Source organism: Neisseria macacae ATCC 33926, from assembly GCF_022749495.1.
GTDB lineage: Bacteria > Pseudomonadota > Gammaproteobacteria > Burkholderiales > Neisseriaceae > Neisseria > Neisseria macacae.
In genome coordinates this window covers 1,336,248-1,351,781 of sequence record NZ_CP094241.1, presented here as the reverse complement: position 1 = coordinate 1,351,781, position 15,534 = coordinate 1,336,248, and the positions used below count along the sequence as shown (strand labels likewise).

Sequence of the window (15,534 nt, the reverse complement as noted above, 5' to 3'; positions counted from 1 at the left end):
AAACCTTGTTTCTAGCTATTGAATCAGGGACTTTCAGACGACCTTCGGACTATCAATATAATGGAAATTGCTATCAGATAGTGCGTGCCTGATTTATAATCCCTTACTTTCCCTTCCACCTGATATGCAAGGAATGATAATGACCAAACATCTGCCCCTCATCGCCCTAGCCGCCGTCATGCTCGCCGCCTGCGGAGGTTCGGATAAAAACACCTCCGACAAAGCGGGTCAGGCGGGAAACCAAAATGTATTGAGGATTTACAACTGGTCGGAATACGTTGATCCCGAAACCGTTGCTGATTTTGAAAAGAAAAACGGTATCAAGGTAACTTACGACGTGTACGACAGCGATGAGACGCTGGAAAGTAAAGTATTGACCGGAAAATCGGGCTACGACATCGTCGGCCCGTCCAATACCTTCGTCGGAAGGCAGATTAAGGCGGGGGCTTATCAAAAAATCGACAAATCCCTGATTCCCAACTATAAAAACCTCAATCCCGAATTGATGAAACTGATGGAAGGCGTCGATCCGAGCCACGAATACGCCGTTCCGTTTTATTGGGGAACCAACACCTTCGCCATCAATACTGAGCGCGTGAAAAAAGCCTTGGGCACGGACAAACTGCCGGACAACCAATGGGATTTGGTGTTCAACCCCGAATACACATCCAAGCTGAAACAATGCGGCATCAGCTACTTGGACAGCGCGGCGGAAATCTATCCTATGGTGTTGAACTACATGGGTAAAAATCCCAACAGCAACGATACCGAAGACATCAAAGCCGCAACCGAGCTCCTCAAGAAAAACCGTCCCAACATCAAACGCTTTACTTCGTCTGGCTTCATTGATGACTTGGCGCGCGGCGATACCTGCGTCACCATCGGCTTCGGCGGCGACTTGAACATCGCCAGACGGCGCGCCGAAGAAGCGGGCGGCAAAGAAAAAATCCGCGTCATGATGCCCAAAGAAGGCGTGGGAATTTGGGTGGACTCCTTCGTTATCCCGAAAGATGCGAAAAACGTCGCCAACGCCCACAAATACATCAACGACTTCCTCGACCCCGAAGTCGCCGCGAGAAACGGCAATTTCGTCACCTACGCCCCTTCCAGCAAACCCGCGCGCGAATTGATGGAAGCCGAATTCAGGGACGACCGTACCATTTTCCCGAGCGACGAAGATTTGAAAAACAGCTTCATCATGGTTCCCATCCAACCCGCCATTTTAAAATTCATGGTTCGCCAATGGCAGGGCGTAAAAGCGGGCAAATAACTTGATACGGATAGATTAAAGGTCGTCTGAAAACTTGAAATACAGGTTTTCAGACGACCTTTTTGTATAAACATCAAACAGGTTTCTTGCGGCTGTCTTTTATAGTGGATTAACTTTAAACCAGTACGGCGTTGCCTCGCCTTAGCTCAAAGAGAACGATTCTCTAAGGTGCTGAAGCACCAAGTGAATCGGTTCCGTACTATCTGTACTGTCTGCGGCTTCGTCGCCTTGTCCTGATTTAAAGTTAATCCACTGTATCTTTTCAACCCAATCCACCATACTTGAAGTCATCAAAGTCCAGATATGATATAGTCCCTCCACTTTCACTCGTATTTTGAAACGGAGTAAAACCATGACTCAATCTATCCATATCCACAGCATGACCGGCTTTGCCAATGCCGCAGGCGAATGCGGCGGCAAGCGTGTGAACTTGGAAATCCGAGCGGTGAACCACCGTTATCTGGATGTCCAATTCCGTATGCCTGAAGAATTGCGCTATCTGGAAGGCGCGTTGCGCGAGAAAATTGCGGCTTCAGCCGCACGCGGCAAACTGGAATGCCGCATTCAGTTGCAGGACGCGGCGGTCGGCGGGCAGAGTTTGGAAACCAATGAAGAATTGGTGAAACAGTTGTCCGATTTGAACAAAACTTGGCGCAAGGAACACGGTTTCGGCAAGTTGACGGTCGCTGAAGTGTTGCGCTTTCCTGGGGTATTGGCAGGTCAAAGCGAAGACCCCGAAGCTTTGGCAAAAACCGTGCAAGAATTGCTGGATGAGGCTTTGAAAGAATTTGCCGCCGCCCGCAAACGCGAAGGTAAAAAACTCGGCGAACATTTGTTGCAACGTTTGGCCAACATGGAAGAAATCGTGGATGCGTTGAGTGAGCTGTTCCCCAGCCTGCTTCAGGCGCATATGGACAAGGTAAACGCGCGTTTGGCGGAAGCGGTCAGCAATATCGACAACGACCGTTTGCAGCAAGAATTTGCGCTGTTTATCCAAAAATCCGATGTTGACGAAGAATTCAGCCGCCTGCGCACACACATCGCCGAAGTCCGCCGCATCGTTACGGAAAACAAAGGCAGCGCGGGCAAACGCTTGGACTTCCTGATGCAGGAATTGAACCGCGAGGCAAACACGCTGGGCAGCAAAGCGATCGCGGCGGAATGCACGCAGGCTTCGGTCGAACTGAAAGTCTTGATCGAACAAATGCGCGAGCAGGTTCAAAATATCGAATAAGCCTTCAAAAATAAAATATAGTGGATTAACTTTAAACCAGTACGGCGTTGCCTCGCCTTTGCCGTACTATCTGTACTGTCTGCGGCTTCGTCGCCTTGTCCTGATTTAAATTTAATCCACTATAAAGGTCGTCTGAAAAGCCATTTTCCGCTTTTCAGACGACCTTTGTTTTGATGGATACTTAGCTTTGTCCGGGTTTGATGACTTTGACGCCCTGCTCTGTTCCCAAGATCAACAAATCCGCAGCGTTGCGCGCGAAGATGCCGTTTTCGAGAACGCCGGTGATGCGGTTGATTTCATCTTCCATAGTCAGCGGACGGTCGATATTCAAGTCATAGACATCGACGATTTGGTTGCCGTGGAAAGTGGTGCAGTCCAAGCGCAATTCAGGTTGTCCGCCCATTGCCAAAAGTTTGCGCGACACCAGCGAACGCGCACCGGGTAATACTTCTACGGGCAGCGGGAATTTGCCCAAACGCGATACATATTTGCTCTCGTCGGCGATACAGATGAATTTGTCGGACGCGCTGGCGACGACTTTCTCGTTCAGATGCGCACCGCCGCCGCCTTTAATCATTTGCAGCATATGGTTCACTTCGTCCGCGCCATCAATATAGACAGCCAGCCCCATCACATCATTCAGCGATACTTCGGGAATGTCGTATTGCGCCATCAATTCGCTGGACTTTTTAGAAGTCGAAACCGCGCCTTTGATTTTTTTACCGCTTTTGCCCAACGCTTCGATAAACATATTCACGGTCGAGCCGGAACCGATACCGATGTATTCGTTTTCAGGTACGAATTCCACCGCTTTTTCGGCGGCAATGCGTTTCAATTCATCTTGAGTATCCATGAGTTCTCCTTAATGGATGTTGTTCAATAGGATTATGTTAACATTTTCATGCTGTTTGTGCTTGCCTGCTTACGCTTTTTCCAGCAACACCGCCGCCTGCGCCTCGATGGCTTCCATGCGTCCCAGATAGCCGAGTTTTTCGTTGGTTTTGCCTTTAATGTTCACACAGGTCGTCTGAATGCCCAAATCGGCGGCAATGTTGGCGCGCATGGAGGGAATGTGCGGCGCGAGTTTGGGCTTTTGCGCGATGATGGTCGTATCTACGTTCACAACGCACCAGCCTAAAGCCTGCACGCTTTGATACGCTTCGCGCAACAATACGCGGCTATCAGCATCTTTAAACTCGGCGGCGGTATCAGGGAAATGGCTGCCGATGTCGCCCAAGCCCGCTGCGCCAAGTAGAGCGTCGGTAATCGCGTGCAACAGCGCGTCGGCATCGGAATGGCCGAGCAGACCTTTTTCAAACGGGATCTTTACGCCGCCGAGTATCAAATCGCGGCCTTCGACAAGTTGGTGGACATCGTAGCCTTGTCCGATACGGATATTCATGTTTTGTCCTTTTTTCAATGTCAGGTCGTCTGAAAAACGGTTTTCAGACGACCTGCAACAACAGCCTCACAATAAATTCATCCTGCGGCAGCGTCAGCTTCAAATTGCGCGTATCGCCCTGCACCAGCAGCGGCTGCACGCCCAGCTTTTCCACCGCCGACGCTTCGTCTGTAATACCGCTCAAATCCTCTGCCGACAGAGCTCGGTGCAATAAGGCCGTCTGAAAAAGCTGCGGGGTTTGCGCCTGCCACAATCCGGTGCGGGAAACGGTTTCGCCGATATGGTTTTTACCGTCGACGCGTTTGAGCGTGTCGGCAACGGGTATTGCCAAAATACCGCCCTGCTCTTTTCCGCCCGCTTCTTCAATCAGTCGGGTCAACGCCTCGGGTGGCAGGCAGCAACGGGCAGCATCGTGAACGAGAATGTTGTCCTGTTCAGCCGCTAGACCTTGTGCCAACAATGCGGATACGCCATTGCGTACCGTTTCGGCACGGCTTGCTCCGCCTACGCGAAATACGCGGGTTTTGCTTGAAGGGGTCGTCTGAAACGTTTGGTCTTCGGGCGATACGATAACGGCAATCAAATCGATGGCAGGATGGTTTTCAAAAATGTCTATCGTATGCTGCAACACGGTTTTTCCGTTGATTTCAACGTATTGCTTGGGCTTTCTCGCCCCAAAGCGCGTTCCGACACCGGCGGCGGGAATCAGGGCGATATGGCGGCGCGTCATGCTTCGGCTCCGGCTGTTTCGGCTTTGCGCCACAGACAGGCTTCGCCCAAACCGTCCAGATATTGCTCGTGTGCGGCGAGTTCCTCTGCGTTGGCTTTGATAACCTTCAAATGAGCCGGACGCTTGGTTTCGGCAACGATAACCGGCTTGACTTCTTCATCTTCTTCTTTTTCTTCGCCACCCATTAAATCAAACTGCTGGCGCGTCATGGCGAGATAAACTTCACCCAAAAGCTCGCAGTCAATCAATGCGCCGTGCAGCACGCGCTTGCTTCGGTCGACAGAAAGGCGGTTGCACAAAGCATCCAAACTGGCTTTCTGACCGGGGAACATTTCCCGCGCCATTGCCAATGTGTCAGTTACGGTACAGCCAAGCTCCTCGATGGAAGGCAGCCCCATACGGCGGAATTCCATGTTCAGGAAACCGACGTCAAACTTGGCGTTGTGAATAATCAGCTCGGCATCGCGTATAAAATCAGCAATCTGCCGCCCTACTTCGGCAAACGGCGGCGCGTTTTTCTCTTCCAAAACCTCAATGGTCAAACCGTGCACCTTTGCAGCCTCTTCAGGCATATCGCGTTCGGGATGGATATATAAATGAAGATTGTTGTCGGTCATCTGGCGGTTGATCATTTCCAGACCGGCAAACTCGACCAAGCGGTCGCCGCCTTCGGCATAAAGGCCCGTAGTTTCGGTATCAAGGATAATCTGGCGTTTGCTCATAGGAATATTCTGTATATCGCTCATTGATAAAATGCCTTGAATCATACGCAAGGCTGCTAAAAATGTATAGTCGGCAAAAATCGGGACGCGTGTATTTGAATGCAATATTTCTTAGGGCGTGAATGCAGCCTGACAAGAAATTTTGCTGACAATTTTCCAGACGTATTTATCTTCGCATTCCCGCTAAGGCTTGTTTTCTCTAAATTCCGAGTAAATCACTCAACTTTTATAATTTTTTAAAAATTAATTTCTATAAAAATCATTATCTTATTACACATTTTCATAATAATAACAATTATCATTTGCAAATTTTGAAATTATCCGTATAATGCAATTCATCGAAACGAAATCAACGCACTACAGAACGAAAGGAGAAGAAAATGCCTGAAAATATTTTCCAGCAAGTCTCTCTCGACATTCTGAGACTGCACCAACATACCATCCGCTCTCTTTTGGCAACCCAGTGTTGCGATGATTGCGAAGTACATGATGCCGTATATGTTACGCTCGATGGTCGTTATTATGTTTGGCTTCCCTGCATGGGTAAATCGAAGCAGCCGCAAACCGGTATCCTCCTGATTGAAGATGAAGACAGCCATTCCCGTTTAAGCTGGGTTGCCAGCACTCGGGAGGTCAAACAAAAAGACAGTTTGTACAGCCGCGTCGTTTCCGTTTTACAACGCAAAATGCAGAAGGCAAAAGAAAAGTTTATTCATGCGTCTGATGCCCGTTTGCTTGAACTGACACCGCAACAAGGTCGTTTGACGACCAAAAGCAAAGATTTGTCGCTTTCACCCTATGATTTGATGAAGGCACTTTATCCGGCAACCCATCAACGTCAATTAGAGGAGTTCGCCCTGTAACAGTTTTGGTAGTGGTTTGTGTTCCTTTTGCGCCCCTTAAAATTAAAGGGGCGATTTTTTTTGCCCGCAACTCAACATAGCTTCCATCAAACCAATCAAAAAAGGTCGTCTGAAATCGGATTCAAACTTCAAATCCGGTTTCAGACGACCTTTTGTCTATTGCCGTTTACTTGCCTGCTTCAGATGAAGACAGGTTTTCCGGCAACATGTCCTGCTCGTCAAAATCAGGCTCAGGATCGTTTTGCAACACCTTGCCATTCAATTTCAATTCGTTGTTTTGCAGGGTCAGATGGGTTTTGATGTTGTTTTCTTCCAAAGTCAGGTATTGCTCCTGCGCCATGCTTTTCACAGTGCTGTCCACCATCAGACGCAGCGTTTCATTGATGTCCTCAATTCCTGCGCGTCCGGCTTCTTCATCCTCGGCATTGACGCTAAACAGGCTGCGCGCTTGGTTGATTGCCATCTGCTCCAACAGTTTTTTCGGAACGCTCACATTGAAATCGGCATGGGTTTTTTTCAACATCTCGCTGAGGCTGTTCAAATCTTTTGCCGCCAAGCCTTTAAAGGCGAGTTTACCGCTGACATCCACTTGACCTTGCGGCATGATGAATTTGAATGTTTTGACATTCAGCACCGGATCATTGGTGAATAAACCTGAAGCTTCGTTTTTGGCGGTTTGGAGCAAGGCGTTTTGGATCTCTTCCTCGCTCATTTTCTTATTGGCGACTTCGGCAAGCTTGGATTTTAAAGCCTGCAAACCTTTGCCGTCCAAATGCTCTGCTGCCACATTGATATCCAACGGACCATATTTATCTTCGCCATAGACCAGCTCTTCAAATTGGAACCGTCCTTCGCTATTGATAAACTTATCAACTTCGTTGGTATTGGTATCGAATTTCAGTTTGCTGACTTCGATTTTGGAAGGCGCGATACTGCCGGTCGGATTGACAAATGCCCCGATCTGCAGATTGGTCACAAGGTTGATCAGCTCGTTCAGCTTGACGTTGTAATCAATGTTTTCTTTCCATTGCAGCAGGAATTTATCCAAAGTAATGCTGCTTTTGCCCAAAGAAAGCTTGTTGCTTCCGTCTGAAGTTTCGGATTGGAAATGTAAATTTTCCATCGAAACATCGCCCTTATCCGCCAACTTGATCTGCAAAGACGGAGCGGTATAGTCGTGGCGGTAGCTTTGGAAATCTTTTTCGTAATCGGTGTTGCCGCTCAAGCCTTTCCAGCTGAGCTTGATGCCGGACAACTCTTCATAGTCGAAAGCCGGAACGCTGAGTTGAAGCTTGCCGCTTCCTCCGAAATAAATCGTATTGCTCATGGTCAACGGAGCTTGTTGGCCAAAGAAGCGGGACAATACTTTTTCGGTTTCCGGATGGTATTTGAACTCTGTTTCCACATGAGCCTGAGTACCGAAACCGCCGGCAAACGGCCCATGGCTGATATGGTTCACAACCGTAATCGGCTCTTGCAAGACGGTTTTCAGATTATCGGGCAGATATTGCTGGGTATTTTGAAGCAATGTCGGTTTCAGGCGTATGACCGTAGTTTCGGTCGCACCGAACCAGCCCCGATCATATTGGTGGGATTCTACGGTTAAAAAACCTGATTCCTGCAACAGCTTTTGTTGTGCAGTCAGGGTTTCTTCTGCTTTGATGCCGAAGTAGTAAGGCGCACCGAGACCCGCGGCGATGGCTACGGCTACGGTCGAAATAAGATACTTTTTCATTGCTACAAACAGATAGGTTGAAAGCGATAAGAATAGCATTTTTTGGCCGATTTGTCTTTTGGGTAGCTTAGACGGTACAAATTAGTCCATATTTGGTACTTTTCCATCCTCATGAACCAGCTGCTTATGTTCCATTATCCCAAGCGTTCTGATTTATAATCGGGTCGTCTGAAAACCTGCCCACTACCATCCGCCCCATGACCACGGACTTCGACATCCCCCTCTTCCTCAAAAACCTGCCCAACCTGCCCGGCGTATACCGTTTTTTCGACGAAGGCGGCAACGTTTTATACGTCGGCAAAGCCGTCAATCTCAAGCGGCGCGTGTCCGGTTATTTCCAGAAAAACGACCATTCCCCGCGCATCGCATTGATGGTGAAACAGATTCACCACATCGAAACCACCATCACCCGTTCCGAAGCCGAAGCGCTGATTCTCGAAAACAACTTCATCAAAGCCCTGTCGCCCAAATACAATATCCTTTTCCGCGACGACAAAAGCTATCCCTACCTCATGCTCAGTGGGCATCAATATCCGCAGATGGCGTATTACCGCGGCACGCTGAAAAAGCTGAACCAATACTTCGGCCCCTATCCCAACAGCAACGCCGTGCGCGACAGCATCCAAGTTCTGCAAAAAGTCTTCATGCTGCGCACCTGCGAAGACAGCGTGTTCGAACACCGCGACCGTCCTTGCCTGCTGTACCAAATCAAACGCTGCACCGCGCCCTGCGTCGGCCACATCAGCGAAGAAGACTACCGCGACAGCGTGCGCCAAGCTGCTACCTTCCTCAACGGCAAAACCGACGAACTGACCCGCACCCTGCAACACAAAATGCAGACCGCCGCCGCCAACCTGCAATTTGAGGAAGCCGCCCGCTACCGCGACCAAATCCAAGCGCTCGGCATCATGCAGAGCAACCAGTTCATCGACAGCAAAAACCCGAACAATCCTAACGACATCGACCTGCTCGCGCTCGCCGTTTCAGACGGCCTCGTCTGCGTACACTGGGTCAGCATCCGCGGCGGGCGGCACGTCGGCGATAAAAGCTTCTTCCCCGACACCAAAAACGACCCCGAACCAAACGGGCAAGATTACGCCGAAGCCTTTGTCGCCCAACATTATCTGGGCAAAAGCAAACCCGACATCATCATCAGCAACTTCCCCGTCCCCGACGCCTTGAAAGAAGCCTTGGAGGGCGAACACGGCAAACAAATGCAGTTCGTGACCAAAACCATAGGCGAACGCAAAGTCTGGCTGAAAATGGCGGAACAAAACGCACAAATGGCGATTGCCCAACGCCGCCTGCAACAAAGCAGCCAGCAACACCGCATCGACGAGTTGGCAAAAATCCTGAACATGAATTCAGACGACCTCAACCGCCTCGAATGCTTCGACATCAGCCACACCCAAGGCGAAGCCACCATCGCCTCCTGTGTCGTGTACGACGAACAAAACATCCAACCCTCGCAATACCGCCGCTACAACATCACCACCGCCAAACCCGGCGACGACTACGCCGCCATACGCGAAGTCCTCACCCGCCGCTACGGCAAAATGCAGGAAGCCGAAGCCAACGGCGAGGCCGTCAAATGGCCCGATGTCGTATTGATTGACGGCGGCAAAGGACAAATCGGCGTCGCCGTATCCGTATGGGAAGAACTCGGGCTGCACATCCCCTTGGTCGGCATCGCCAAAGGCCCCGAACGCAAAGCCGGCATGGAAGAACTCATCCTCCCGTTCACCGGCGAAACCTTCCGCCTGCCGCCCAACAGCCCCGCCCTGCACCTCCTGCAAACCGTGCGCGACGAATCACACCGCTTCGCCATCACCGGCCACCGCAAAAAACGCGACAAAGCCCGCGTTACCTCTTCCCTCAGCGACATTCCCGGCGTAGGCAGCAAACGCCGCCAGGCCCTGCTCACCCGCTTCGGTGGCCTGCGCGGCGTCGTTGCCGCCAGCAAAGAAGATTTGGAACAAGTCGAAGGCATCAGCAAGGCATTGGCGGAAACCATTTACGAGCATCTGCATTAAACGATAGGGTAAATAAAGCAAGAGGTCGTCTGAAAAGTTTTCAGACGACCTCTTGCTTTATTTGCCATGCCATATCAAAAACAATATTTTTTTAAAACCTTATTAGGAACGTATTGATAAATATCCCGAAATTCTTTCTTTACCGCGCCTGAAGCAGGATTCAGCTTCTCATTCCGCACCAATTTTATTTTATCTTTGGTTACTTCCGACAAGGATGCAGCGGTATAGCGGTATTCCTGATGCGAACCTGCCGTCAAACGGTCTCGGGTAAATTCATACCGGTATTTAGCCAGTCCCGTTTCCCCATAAAAATCAACATCCATCCTGCAACGTCCTTGCGGTTGGGCAAACAATATCAACCCGCTTCCCTCCAGACTCAATTCAAAATCCGTCAAATCCCTTTCATAAACTTTTTTCCATTGGGAATGATGACTTTGAGCAGCAAGCAAACCCGAGCTCAAACATAAAACTGAAACCAATAAACCCTTAGCGACATTCATACGATTACACCTAAATTTGAAGAGCCTATTATTAAAGCTAAGAACTGAAAATAATACAACTGGGTTTCAATCGACTCAATCCCGCTCATCAAACAAGCCGACATCGAACAAATCCGGTTCGCTCACCCGCCCGCGGCAATCGACCTTAATGTCCTCATTTACCCGACAGCAACACGGCAGAATCTCGCCGGGCGCAACAAACGCCAGCGGGAAATCGTCGTAGGACACCCTGCCGTCCAATATTTTGACGCGGCAGGAACCGCAATAGCCGCTGCGGCACTGGTATTCGACCTCGTGGCCGGTGCGCTCCAAGCCCTCCAATAAGGTTTCGCCCTCTTGGAGTTCGAAGGTTTTGTCGTGTGTGCTGATGAGTGCCATTGTTATCTGTTTAAGCGGGAAAGGCCGTCTGCACGGCGTAACCGAAATCTTTGATTTCGTTTCTACACCTGTTCAGACGACCTCTGATGATGGAAATGCGGAAAACCGCCGAGTTTGATTACAGTTCGAAATCGCCCAAATCGTCCGCGCTGACTTCCGAATCGATCTGACCGATTAAGTAAGAAGAAATTTCCACTTCCTGCGGCGCGACCTGCACGTTGTCGGACGACAGCCACGCGTTAATCCACGGAATCGGGTTTTGGGTGGCACCTTCGAATCCGGCGGGCAGACCGACCGCCTGCATACGCAGGTTGGTGATGTATTCGACATATTGCGCCAAAATTTCCTTATTCAGACCAATCATCGAACCGTCTTTAAACAGATAGGCCGCCCATTCTTTTTCCTGCTCCGCCGCTTTTTTGAAGAGTTTGAAACATTCGTCCTGCAATTCGACGGCGATTTCCGCCATTTCAGGGTCGTCTGAACCGGCGCGCATCAGGTTGAGCATATGCTGTGTACTGGTCAGGTGCAGGGCTTCGTCACGGGCAATCAGCTTGATGATTTTGGCGTTGCCTTCCATCAACTCGCGCTCGGCAAAGGCGAACGAGCAGGCAAATGAGACGTAGAAACGGATGGCTTCCAACACGTTGACGCACATCAGGCAGAGATAGAGCTTTTTCTTCAACTCGCGCAAAGACACGGTAACGAGCTTGCCGCCGACATTGTGCGTTCCTTCGCCCAACAGGTTGTAATACTGAGTATATTCGATTAAATCATCGTAATAGCAGGCGATGTCTTCGGCGCGGGCGATGATGTATTCGTTCTGCACGATGTCGTCGAACACGACCGAGGGATCATTCACGATATTGCGGATAATGTGGGTATAGCTGCGCGAGTGGATGGTTTCGCTGAAGCTCCACGTTTCAATCCAAGTTTCCAACTCGGGAATCGACACCAAAGGTAGTAAGGCAACATTCGGGCTACGGCCTTGGATGGAGTCAAGCAAGGTTTGGTATTTCAGATTGCTGATGAAAATGTGTTTTTCGTGTTCGGGCAGGTTGGCGTAGTCGATACGGTCGCGCGACACGTCGATTTCTTCCGGCCGCCAGAAGAAAGACAGTTGTTTTTCAATCAGTTTTTCAAATACTTCGTATTTCTGCTGGTCATAACGGGCAACATTAACAGGCTGACCAAAAAACATCGGCTCTTTCAGCGCGTCGTTTTTGGTTTTGGAAAAGGTGCTGTATGACATGACTAGGTGTTCGCAGGACATGGCTGTTTTCTCAGGTTGATTTAAATCTAAAAGTAGGATAGGCGACTTCTAGGCTATGCGAAGCAGATAGGTCGTCTGAAAATTTTTATTTTGAGCCTTATTGCAATCGTGGTACAATTTGCCTCAACAAAACGCATGAGCAGGCATGAAACCATTTCAGCGTTTGTCCGGCCTTTTTAGGCTACTAGCCCAAGAGCAGTTATAAAGCGAAGCCTGTACTGACAACCCTTGCTTTTAAGTGAGGGTTGTTTTACTTTGGGCGTTTGATTCTCTTATTGACCAATGTATTATGTAATAACACAAAGAAACCGACCGGTTTTCTCCTTACTTTTGTTCCGTGATTTTCTTTGTAATCCCCATCCCGTATATATGCACTATTAATGTAAATATGTACATCATGTTTTGGAGATTTGGCTCTTTGAAGTGAAAAGTAAATTTCATAATCTACTTTTTTACCGTTTTTATCCGTTACTGATATGGTCAGAAACTTATCATCAGCCGAAGTGAAATAACATTTGTTTCTACTAATTTCACGCATAATTTGCGGCAACATTTTTGAAACCTGATAACGTTCGAAACAAAAAATTCGTGTTTCTTTAGCCGTTACATAATGCAATGCAGATTCAATATCTGATAACTTTTCTCCCTTACGTTTATTTTCACCTCTTGTAAAACAATGTGTACTAAACTCGATAATACAGCGGTATCGTTTTTCCGCCGTACCATCACTTTTAGCAGGTTGAATATAGTCACAAGAAAACGCAGTTAAATGCGTTAGATCATATTCAATACCTTGATAATCAAATTTAGGAAAGGCTTTCAATTACTTCACCAAAGCCCTTATCAAATCTTACAAGCCCCGCCCGCGCAGCCGTCATCCTGAATATCGGTCTGCGTATCGTCCGCGCCGTCGCGGGTGTTGTGGTAGTACAGGGTTTTGACGCCGTATTTGTAGGCGGTCAGCAAGTCTTTAAGCATTTGTTTCATGGAAACTTTGTTGCCTTCGAATTTGCCCGGGTCGTAGGCGGTATTGGCAGAAATCGCCTGATCGACGAATTTTTGCATCACGCCGACAAGTTTCAGATAGCCTTCGTTGCCCGGAAGCTGCCACAGGGTTTCGTAGGCGTCTTTCAAGGTTTCAAATTCCGGCACGACTTGTTTCAGGATGCCGTCTTTCGATGCTTTGACCGTTACCAATCCGCGCGGCGGCTCGATGCCGTTGGTGGCGTTGGCGATTTGCGAGCTGGTTTCAGACGGCATGAGTGCGGTCAGGGTGGAGTTGCGCAGGCCATATTTGACGATGTCGGCGCGCAGACTTTCCCAGTCGCACAACAGCGGTTCGCTGCATACGGCATCCAAGTCTTTTTTGTAGGTGTCGATGGGCAGTTTGCCTTGCGAATAAACGGTTTGGTTGAACAGCGGGCATGCGCCGTATTCTTTGGCAAGGTTTACCGATGCTTTGAGCAGGTAATACTGCATGGCTTCAAAGGTGCGGTGGGTCAGGCCGAGTGCGGAATCGTCGCTGTAACGGACGCCGTTTTTCGCCAGATAGTAAGCGTAGTTGATGACACCGATGCCGAGCGTGCGGCGGTTCATGGTCGCGGTGCGGGCGGCTTCGACCGGATAGTCTTGATAATCCAGCAAGGCATCGAGAGCGCGCACGGTCAAATCAGCAAGCCCTTCCAGCTCGTCTAAGCTGTTTAATGCGCCCAAGTTGAAGGCAGACAGGGTACACAGGGCAATTTCGCCGTTCGGGTCATTGATGTTGTCCAGCGGTTTGGTCGGCAGGGCGATTTCCATGCACAGGTTGGACTGGTGCACGGGCGCGACGCGCGGGTCAAACGGGCTGTGCGTGTTGCAGTGGTCAACGTTTTGGATGTAGATGCGTCCCGTTCCGGCGCGTTCCTGCATCAGCGTGGAGAACAAATCGGTAGCCGACAAGGTGCGTTTGCGGATGTTCGGGTCTTGCTCGTATTTTGTGTAGAGACGCTCGAATTCGTCTTGGTCGGCAAAGAACGCGTCGTACAGGCCGGGGACTTCGTTGGGTGAAAACAGCGTGATGTTGCCGCCTTTAATTAGGCGGGTGTACAGCAGGCGGTTGATTTGCACGCCGTAATCAAGCTGGCGGATGCGGTTGTCTTCCACGCCGCGATTGTTTTTCAACACCAACAGGCTTTCGGCTTCGATGTGCCACAAGGGGTAGAACAAAGTTGCCGCGCCGCCCCGCACGCCGCCTTGCGAGCAGGATTTAACCGCCGCTTGGAACATTTTGAAAAACGGAATGCAGCCGGTGTGTTGCGCTTCACCGCCGCGGATTTCGCTACCCAATCCACGGATGCGTCCGGCGTTGATGCCGATACCCGCACGTTGGGAAACGTATTTCACAATCGCGCTGGTGGTAGCATTGATGGAATCCAGACTGTCGTCGCATTCAATCAATACGCAGCTTGAGAACTGGCGCGTAGGCGTACGCACGCCGCTCATAATCGGGGTTGGTAGCGATACTTTAAATGTGGAAACGGCATCGTAAAAACGTTTGACGTAATCCAAACGCGTCTCTTTCGGATATTTACTGAAGAGGCACATCGCCACCAAAATGTATAAAAACTGCGGCGTTTCATAAATCTGGCGGGTCACGCGATTCTGCACCAGATATTTGCCTTCGAGTTGCTTCACGGCGGCATACGAGAAGGTCATGTCGCGGCTGTGGTCGATATAAGCGTTCAGCTCGTCAAACTCTTCGCGGCTGTAATCTTCGATGATGTGGCGGTCGTATTTGCCCGCATCAGTGAGTTTTTTAACATGGTCAAAGAGATGCGGCGGTTCGAACTCGCCGTAAGCAATTTTGCGCAGGTGGAAAATCGCCAGACGCGCGGCGAGATATTGATAATCGGGCGTATCCTGCGAAATCAGGTCGGCAGCCGCCTTGATGATGGTTTCGTGGATGTCGTCGGTACGGATGCCGTTGTAAAACTGGATGTGTGATTTGAGCTCGACCTGCGATACGGAGACGTTTTTCAAGCCTTCCGCCGCCCAAGTAACGACGCGGTGGATTTTGTCTAAGTCGAGATTTTCCAAACGTCCGTCGCGCTTGGTTACTTTCAAATCAGTCGGTGCATTCATCGTGAGCTTTCTCCATCCTGAAACACAAGATACAGTATGTATTAATATCGAGTGGCACAATATAGTGTATTTTTCGTCGCTTATCCAGTCTTGACAAGGCCGCTGTTTTGAAATCGGGCTTTTCCCAATTTTCTTTCAGACGACCTCTTTCCCTATGATTCAAGCCTTACCGCAAAGATGTGTTTTTTTGCATCAAAACCCTCATTCGGCTATGCGCTTATGAAATAAGGCAAATTCGGATTTGTGTTAAATTTTGAAAATAAACAGCATG

General features: G+C 49.6%; 14 protein-coding genes and 1 pseudogene. 4 read left to right on the top strand and 11 right to left on the bottom strand.

Going from position 1 to position 15,534, the window contains the following annotated elements:
- Nucleotides 1–139 precede the first annotated feature (139 nt).
- Nucleotides 140–1,270: a polyamine ABC transporter substrate-binding protein gene (locus MON40_RS06555; RefSeq protein ID WP_147611971.1), complete on the top strand. Its 1,131-nt coding sequence runs from the start codon at nt 140–142 to the stop codon at nt 1,268–1,270.
- Nucleotides 1,271–1,622: 352 nt separating this feature from the next.
- A complete protein-coding gene (locus MON40_RS06545; protein ID WP_003778514.1) occupies nt 1,623–2,504 on the top strand; it encodes a YicC/YloC family endoribonuclease in 882 nt (293 codons plus the stop codon).
- Between the two features lie 9 nt (nt 2,505–2,513).
- Here the strand turns inward: MON40_RS06545 and MON40_RS06540 are convergent.
- The 5 genes and pseudogenes from MON40_RS06540 to dnaQ all read right to left on the bottom strand — a co-directional run.
- Nucleotides 2,514–2,634: pseudogene (locus tag MON40_RS06540) on the bottom strand (IS5/IS1182 family transposase); the annotation flags it as partial.
- A 51-nt stretch (nt 2,635–2,685) separates the two neighbouring features.
- A complete protein-coding gene (gene rpiA / locus MON40_RS06535) occupies nt 2,686–3,357 on the bottom strand; it encodes a ribose-5-phosphate isomerase RpiA (protein WP_242926036.1) in 672 nt (223 codons plus the stop codon).
- 69 nt (nt 3,358–3,426) lie between these two features.
- Nucleotides 3,427–3,906 carry a 2-C-methyl-D-erythritol 2,4-cyclodiphosphate synthase gene (ispF, locus tag MON40_RS06530; protein WP_039863002.1) on the bottom strand — a complete coding sequence of 160 codons (480 nt, stop codon included), beginning with the start codon at nt 3,904–3,906 and terminating at the stop codon, nt 3,427–3,429.
- 43 nt (nt 3,907–3,949) lie between these two features.
- Complete coding sequence (gene ispD, locus MON40_RS06525; RefSeq protein ID WP_003778507.1) at nt 3,950–4,636, bottom strand: 2-C-methyl-D-erythritol 4-phosphate cytidylyltransferase; 687 nt, start codon at nt 4,634–4,636, stop codon at nt 3,950–3,952.
- Nucleotides 4,633–5,358, bottom strand: a complete 726-nt coding sequence (gene dnaQ / locus MON40_RS06520; RefSeq protein ID WP_039862999.1) for a DNA polymerase III subunit epsilon — start codon at nt 5,356–5,358, stop codon at nt 4,633–4,635. The genes ispD and dnaQ overlap by 4 nt, the downstream gene beginning before the upstream one ends.
- 380 nt (nt 5,359–5,738) lie before the next feature.
- On the opposite strand from dnaQ, the gene MON40_RS06515 reads away from it, so the two are divergent.
- Nucleotides 5,739–6,221 (top strand): NGO0322 family iron-responsive protein, encoded by a 483-nt coding sequence (locus MON40_RS06515; RefSeq protein WP_003778503.1) that lies wholly within the window; start codon nt 5,739–5,741, stop codon nt 6,219–6,221.
- Between the two features lie 166 nt (nt 6,222–6,387).
- Here the strand turns inward: MON40_RS06515 and MON40_RS06510 are convergent, their stop codons facing one another.
- The gene (locus MON40_RS06510; RefSeq protein ID WP_003778499.1) at nt 6,388–7,995 is read right to left on the bottom strand and encodes a YdgA family protein; all 1,608 of its coding nucleotides are present in this window, start codon (nt 7,993–7,995) and stop codon (nt 6,388–6,390) included.
- Between the two features lie 158 nt (nt 7,996–8,153).
- Here MON40_RS06510 and uvrC point away from each other — a divergent pair, with 158 nt between their 5' ends.
- Nucleotides 8,154–9,989: an excinuclease ABC subunit UvrC gene (gene uvrC, locus MON40_RS06505; RefSeq protein WP_003778497.1), complete on the top strand. Its 1,836-nt coding sequence runs from the start codon at nt 8,154–8,156 to the stop codon at nt 9,987–9,989.
- Nucleotides 9,990–10,063: 74 nt separating this feature from the next.
- Here uvrC and MON40_RS06500 read toward each other — a convergent pair whose 3' ends face one another.
- From MON40_RS06500 to nrdA, 5 genes are all read right to left on the bottom strand, one after another.
- Nucleotides 10,064–10,489, bottom strand: a complete 426-nt coding sequence (locus MON40_RS06500) for a hypothetical protein (RefSeq protein WP_003778495.1) — start codon at nt 10,487–10,489, stop codon at nt 10,064–10,066.
- Between the two features lie 75 nt (nt 10,490–10,564).
- Nucleotides 10,565–10,867, bottom strand: coding sequence for a class I ribonucleotide reductase maintenance protein YfaE (gene yfaE, locus MON40_RS06495; RefSeq protein ID WP_003778493.1), 303 nt, complete (start codon nt 10,865–10,867; stop codon nt 10,565–10,567).
- A 118-nt stretch (nt 10,868–10,985) separates the two neighbouring features.
- A complete protein-coding gene (gene nrdB / locus MON40_RS06490; protein WP_003756859.1) occupies nt 10,986–12,119 on the bottom strand; it encodes a class Ia ribonucleoside-diphosphate reductase subunit beta in 1,134 nt (377 codons plus the stop codon).
- Nucleotides 12,120–12,390: 271 nt separating this feature from the next.
- Nucleotides 12,391–12,963: a hypothetical protein gene (locus MON40_RS06485; protein WP_003778487.1), complete on the bottom strand. Its 573-nt coding sequence runs from the start codon at nt 12,961–12,963 to the stop codon at nt 12,391–12,393.
- Nucleotides 12,964–12,983: 20 nt separating this feature from the next.
- A complete protein-coding gene (gene nrdA, locus MON40_RS06480; protein ID WP_003778485.1) occupies nt 12,984–15,263 on the bottom strand; it encodes a class 1a ribonucleoside-diphosphate reductase subunit alpha in 2,280 nt (759 codons plus the stop codon).
- Nucleotides 15,264–15,534: the final 271 nt, after the last annotated feature.

Bases quoted from the DNA above. Each gene is read 5' to 3' on its own strand.
- uvrC (WP_003778497.1), top strand. From the start codon at position 8,154: ATGACCACGGACTTCGACATCCCCCTCTTCCTCAAAAACCTGCCCAAC.
- MON40_RS06555 (WP_147611971.1), top strand. From the start codon at position 140: ATGACCAAACATCTGCCCCTCATCGCCCTAGCCGCCGTCATGCTCGCC.
- MON40_RS06510 (WP_003778499.1), bottom strand. From the start codon at position 7,995: ATGCTATTCTTATCGCTTTCAACCTATCTGTTTGTAGCAATGAAAAAG.
- MON40_RS06500 (WP_003778495.1), bottom strand. From the start codon at position 10,489: ATGAATGTCGCTAAGGGTTTATTGGTTTCAGTTTTATGTTTGAGCTCG.
- MON40_RS06545 (WP_003778514.1), top strand. From the start codon at position 1,623: ATGACTCAATCTATCCATATCCACAGCATGACCGGCTTTGCCAATGCC.
- ispF (WP_039863002.1), bottom strand. From the start codon at position 3,906: ATGAATATCCGTATCGGACAAGGCTACGATGTCCACCAACTTGTCGAA.
- dnaQ (WP_039862999.1), bottom strand. From the start codon at position 5,358: ATGAGCAAACGCCAGATTATCCTTGATACCGAAACTACGGGCCTTTAT.
- rpiA (WP_242926036.1), bottom strand. From the start codon at position 3,357: ATGGATACTCAAGATGAATTGAAACGCATTGCCGCCGAAAAAGCGGTG.
- nrdA (WP_003778485.1), bottom strand. From the start codon at position 15,263: ATGAATGCACCGACTGATTTGAAAGTAACCAAGCGCGACGGACGTTTG.
- nrdB (WP_003756859.1), bottom strand. From the start codon at position 12,119: ATGTCATACAGCACCTTTTCCAAAACCAAAAACGACGCGCTGAAAGAG.
- ispD (WP_003778507.1), bottom strand. From the start codon at position 4,636: ATGACGCGCCGCCATATCGCCCTGATTCCCGCCGCCGGTGTCGGAACG.
- MON40_RS06515 (WP_003778503.1), top strand. From the start codon at position 5,739: ATGCCTGAAAATATTTTCCAGCAAGTCTCTCTCGACATTCTGAGACTG.
- yfaE (WP_003778493.1), bottom strand. From the start codon at position 10,867: ATGGCACTCATCAGCACACACGACAAAACCTTCGAACTCCAAGAGGGC.